Source organism: Microcystis sp. M53603_WE2 (assembly GCF_030065435.1).
In genome coordinates this window covers 1-4376 of record NZ_JASJFF010000885.1, presented here as the reverse complement: position 1 = coordinate 4376, position 4376 = coordinate 1, and the positions used below count along the sequence as shown (strand labels likewise).

At 40.8% G+C, this 4376-nt stretch carries 6 protein-coding genes; 4 read left to right on the top strand and 2 right to left on the bottom strand.

Going from position 1 to position 4376, the window contains the following annotated elements; all coding sequences use genetic code 11:
- Positions 1 to 333, bottom strand: a 333-nt coding sequence (locus tag PX481_RS18825; RefSeq protein ID WP_288095423.1) for a tetratricopeptide repeat protein, incomplete at its 3' end; no start/stop codon positions are given.
- Positions 334 to 395: 62 nt separating this feature from the next.
- Between PX481_RS18825 and psbP the strand changes: the two genes are divergently transcribed.
- The 4 genes from psbP to ureG all read left to right on the top strand — a co-directional run bounded on the left by psbP (position 396) and on the right by ureG (position 3338).
- Entirely contained in the window at positions 396 to 944 is a 549-nt protein-coding gene (gene psbP / locus PX481_RS18820) for a photosystem II reaction center PsbP (RefSeq protein WP_288095422.1), read from the top strand.
- Between the two features lie 491 nt (positions 945 to 1435).
- Positions 1436 to 1828 carry a hypothetical protein gene (locus tag PX481_RS18815; protein WP_288032777.1) on the top strand — a complete coding sequence of 131 codons (393 nt, stop codon included), beginning with the start codon at positions 1436 to 1438 and terminating at the stop codon, positions 1826 to 1828.
- A gap of 153 nt (positions 1829 to 1981) precedes the next feature.
- Positions 1982 to 2569 (top strand): Maf family protein, encoded by a 588-nt coding sequence (locus PX481_RS18810; protein WP_288095421.1) that lies wholly within the window; start codon positions 1982 to 1984, stop codon positions 2567 to 2569.
- Between the two features lie 175 nt (positions 2570 to 2744).
- Positions 2745 to 3338 (top strand): urease accessory protein UreG, encoded by a 594-nt coding sequence (gene ureG / locus PX481_RS18805; protein ID WP_002792251.1) that lies wholly within the window; start codon positions 2745 to 2747, stop codon positions 3336 to 3338.
- 9 nt (positions 3339 to 3347) lie between these two features.
- Here ureG and PX481_RS18800 read toward each other — a convergent pair whose 3' ends face one another.
- Positions 3348 to 4073 carry a WecB/TagA/CpsF family glycosyltransferase gene (locus PX481_RS18800; protein ID WP_288027657.1) on the bottom strand — a complete coding sequence of 242 codons (726 nt, stop codon included), beginning with the start codon at positions 4071 to 4073 and terminating at the stop codon, positions 3348 to 3350.
- Positions 4074 to 4376: the final 303 nt, after the last annotated feature.

The following is a 4376-nucleotide window of genomic DNA, read 5'->3' as shown; positions in this document are numbered from 1 at the left end:
CACATAACAACGATTACCGAGAGCATTAACATAATTGGGGTTGATTGTCAAGGCCTGGGTATAATCTGCGATCGCTCGCTCGTACTGGCCGAGAACTAATTCCGCATAGCCGCGATTATAGTAAGCATCGGCATCCTTCGGCTCTAATTGTAGAGCTTGAGTAAAATCCGCAATCGCCCCTGAGTAATCCCCTGCGGTTAAACGATCCACACCCCGATTATAAAATTCTACAGCCTTCACGGGGTTAGCGGTAGTTTGAGAGACTAGGGGAGAGATAGTCAGTAAAAAAGTCGCTATAGCCATAATAATTGTCAATTTTTTCTTAATTTTCATAATCCCTTCACCTAAACAATTCAAGGTAAAATTAAACAGCCCTACTCACAGGTCAAAATATCATGATTAAATCTCTTTTGGCGACTTTCCTCCTAATTACCACCCTCCTCTTAACCGGTTGTGCAACTCCCATCGCTGGACTGCAAGGATACACCAGTGACAGCCAAGGCTATCAATTTTTATATCCTAAGGGTTGGACGCAGGTGGATGTGAAAAAAGTTGCAGGAGTAGATGTGGTTTTTCATGACCTGATCGAAACGAGCGAAAATTTAAGCGTTATTATCAATCCCGTCCCCGACAATAAAACTTTAACAGATTTAGGGACCCCCTCGGAAGTTGGCTATCGTCTCCTGAAAAATAACAGTCTTAACCCCAATCTCGATAAGGAAGTAGAATTAATTCGCTCAGAATCCCATCAAATCGACGGTCAAGATTATTATATCCTCGAATATCAAGTTAAATTAGCCAACGGTCAAGAACGTCATAATCTGGCCAGCGTCACGGTTAATAATCATAAACTCTATTCTTTTAATCTTTCCACTTCCCAAAAACGTTGGACGCAAATTCAAGAACTCTTTGAAACTATCGTTGATTCTTTCTCGGTTAGTTAAATGTCAGAGGATAGGAAATTTTCAGTAAAATGTAGGGTGCGTTAGACGGCAAAAATTCCTGTTTTGACTTAAAGGTAAAAATCCGTCGTAACGCACCACTGGCAATAGGCAATAGTAAAATGTAGTAAAATGTAGTGGACTGTTTCAACTAAAATAGGGCAATAGATTTTGGCTTAAAGTCTTAGATTATAGAATTTATAGCATTTTTCTAATACACCAAATTAGCTGAAACAGTCCAGTAGGGTGCGTTAGACGGCAAAAATTCCTGTTTTGACTTAAAGGTAAAAATCCGTCGTAACGCACCACCTATCATCAACTAGGTAGCCGGTTACAATTAAAGATAACATACAAAGAACCAGAAGCCTGTCCCACTATCTAACAATTAATTGAGATTACTTACTGAATGAGTAATCAGTAATCAGTGGGGAACTGATAACTGATAACTGATAACTGATAACCGGTAACTGATAACTGATAACTGATAACTGAATATGAGTAACTCGGAAGAAAATAGACTAGATAGACTCGAATCTCTTGCTGAAAATACCCTAACAGAACTACGGGAGATTAAATCAGGACTACAGGAGATTAGATTAGGATTACAGGAGATTAAATTAGGACTACAGGAAACCAATCAGGGATTAAAAGAAACTAGAGCGATCGCTAATTCTAACGCCAAATCGATCGAAGCGTTAACTAATAGTCTTGCTGAGTCTAAAAAAGAATGGGAAAAAGACAGACGGGGACTTTATCAACTGCTAGGACAATTAACTCGATCGAGGTCGGATTTTTATGAGGTTCAGTCGGATTTTTACAATCGATTTGACAAGGAAGAAAGACAATCCCGCATGGTTGAGATTTTAGATCGTTATTTTCCCCCCTAAAATCCTGCCAATTCCTAGCAGAAATAGCTAAAAATCTGATAACTGATGGTGGGTTACGGCAAATAGATAAATTGATAATTAAGTCTAATAATTTGTCATTGCCTAACCCACCCTACCTAACTTTTATCCTTTTGACTTTTTACTTTAAAAATTATGTCCATTCCCTTGATTCTTGCTTCCGCTTCTCCTGCGCGCAAAAAACTATTACAAATGGTGGGAATCGATCCGATTGTGCGGGTGAGTAACTTTGATGAATCGACAATTAATGCTGATGATACTCTCCATCTTGTCCAAACTTTAGCCCAATGTAAAGCGCAAACGATCGCCCCTAAATTTGATACAGGATTGATTCTTGGTTGCGATTCCGTCTTAGAAGTAGCGGGGGAAGTCTATGGCAAACCCAAGGATAAATCAGAAGCGATTGATCGTTGGCAAAAAATGCGCGGTCTGGTGGGTACACTCTATACAGGTCATGCTTTAATCGATCGAGTTAATCATCAAACTTTGACTCGTTGTGGGATCACTAAAGTTCACTTTGCCAATATCAGCGATGAAACAATTATTGCCTACGTTGACACCGAAGAACCCCTCAAATGTGCCGGCTGTTTTGCCCTAGAAGGAAAGGGGGGTCTATTCGTGGAAAGATTAGAGGGATGTCACAGTAATGTTATCGGTTTAAGTTTGCCCCTATTTAGGCAGATGTTAACGGATTTTGGCTACCAAATCACTGACTTTTGGTGATCTTTTTGCCGATGATTTCCCCAAATTTATTGACAAAAAGACTTGACAAATTCTCAGATTTGCGTTAACCTTTTATTATAATGGGAATCCGTGTCGCCCTGCGAACCCCTCTTTTTTCTATCGGATAGCCCCAAAATTTTTAACCCTTTCCTTTTCACTTTTTCCCGAAAAAACTATGTCTTGCTTGCGCGTGGGAATTGCCGGTCCGGTGGGTTCAGGAAAAACAGCCCTGCTCGATGCCCTGTGTAAAAATTTGCGGGATCAATATCCGATCGCCGTAGTCACCAATGACATTTATACTCAAGAAGATGCCCAATTTTTAGTGCGATCGCAAGCTTTAGCCCCAGAAAGAATTTTAGGAGTAGAAACGGGAGGATGTCCCCATACAGCTATTCGCGAAGATGCCTCAATTAACTTAGTTGCCATTGAACAGTTAGAGAGAAAATTTGCTAACTTAAAGTTAATTTTTCTGGAAAGTGGTGGCGACAATTTAGCGGCAACCTTTAGCCCCGAATTAGTAGATTTAACCATCTATGTGATTGACGTGGCAGCCGGAGATAAAATTCCTCGCAAGGGGGGACCGGGTATCACCAAATCGGATTTATTGGTAATTAATAAAATAGATTTAGCCCCGATGGTGGGGGCAGATTTAGGAGTGATGGATAGAGATGCCAAAAAGATGCGCGGAGATAAACCCTTTATCTTCACCAACTTAAAAACACGGGAAGGATTAGAGCGAGTGATTGCCTTTATCGAAAAGAATTTATAATAACTATTGCTAGGAATAAAAAAGAGAGCGCCAGAAAAATTTAGGTAAAGCTAACATTCTTTTCCAGCGCCAAGGTTCCTGATAGAGTCGATACAACCACTCTAAATTATTGTCACAGAAAAAGCGAGGGGCGCGGATTTTTGTCCCGGACCAGATATCAAAACTACCCCCCACACCTACCCAGATAGCTTGGGGACAGAGATATCGATGTTCCCTAATCCAATATTCTTGTCGGGGTACTCCCAAACCAACTAAAATTAACCGCGGTTGTTGATCTTTTAATACCTCAATCCAATCGGACATTTCCTCGGAGGATAGATAACCATGGTTAGCCAGAATACGGATATTAGGTATCTTTTTTTGCCAATTACTTGCCGCTTTTTCCGTAATCCCCGGTTGACCACCAAAAAAAGCAATAGGAAAACTCTCTCCCTGCATTCCTAACTCAGTAATTAAGGATTCTGATAATTCAATACCGGGGCAGCGGGTTTGTTTTCTGCCCCTTAATTTTAAGTAAATAACAATCCCCGCGCCGTCGGGAATAACTAAATCTGCTTCCCGAATAACTTGGGCAACTTTAGCATCATTTTCCCCTAACATTGCCATTTCTGCATTGAGAGTGACAACGTGGGAACCAAAACCTTGATAGGCGCGATCTATTAACCAACGACTGTAGTTATCGAGAAGATGAACCGGTAAACCAAGAACCGAATATTTGGGGGGAGTTTCTAACATAAGTAGGTAGGTGTTAAAAGTTGTCAGACACCCCCCTTATCAAGGGGGGATTAAGGGGGGATCGGCACCCCCCTTATTAAGGGGGGCAGGGGGGATCAGAGGCAAAATCTATCTTCAATTTAATTATAAATACTTACTTATAAGTCATCTTGATTTAGTTGTCATTTTATCGAGAAATTGGCACAAAATCTACCCCAAAACTAGAACGAGAACCGGGTTTAACTACCACTAATTGCACGGATTGATTGCGATCGCCAGACGGTAAAAATCGCACTGGATTAGTCGCCCCAGGCACAGAAAAAT

What these genes read in the sequence shown, in the direction of transcription:
- psbP (WP_288095422.1), top strand. Translation starts at nt 396, where the DNA reads ATGATTAAATCTCTTTTGGCGACTTTCCTCCTAATTACCACCCTCCTC.
- PX481_RS18815 (WP_288032777.1), top strand. Translation starts at nt 1,436, where the DNA reads ATGAGTAACTCGGAAGAAAATAGACTAGATAGACTCGAATCTCTTGCT.
- PX481_RS18810 (WP_288095421.1), top strand. Translation starts at nt 1,982, where the DNA reads ATGTCCATTCCCTTGATTCTTGCTTCCGCTTCTCCTGCGCGCAAAAAA.
- ureG (WP_002792251.1), top strand. Translation starts at nt 2,745, where the DNA reads ATGTCTTGCTTGCGCGTGGGAATTGCCGGTCCGGTGGGTTCAGGAAAA.
- PX481_RS18800 (WP_288027657.1), bottom strand. Translation starts at nt 4,073, where the DNA reads ATGTTAGAAACTCCCCCCAAATATTCGGTTCTTGGTTTACCGGTTCAT.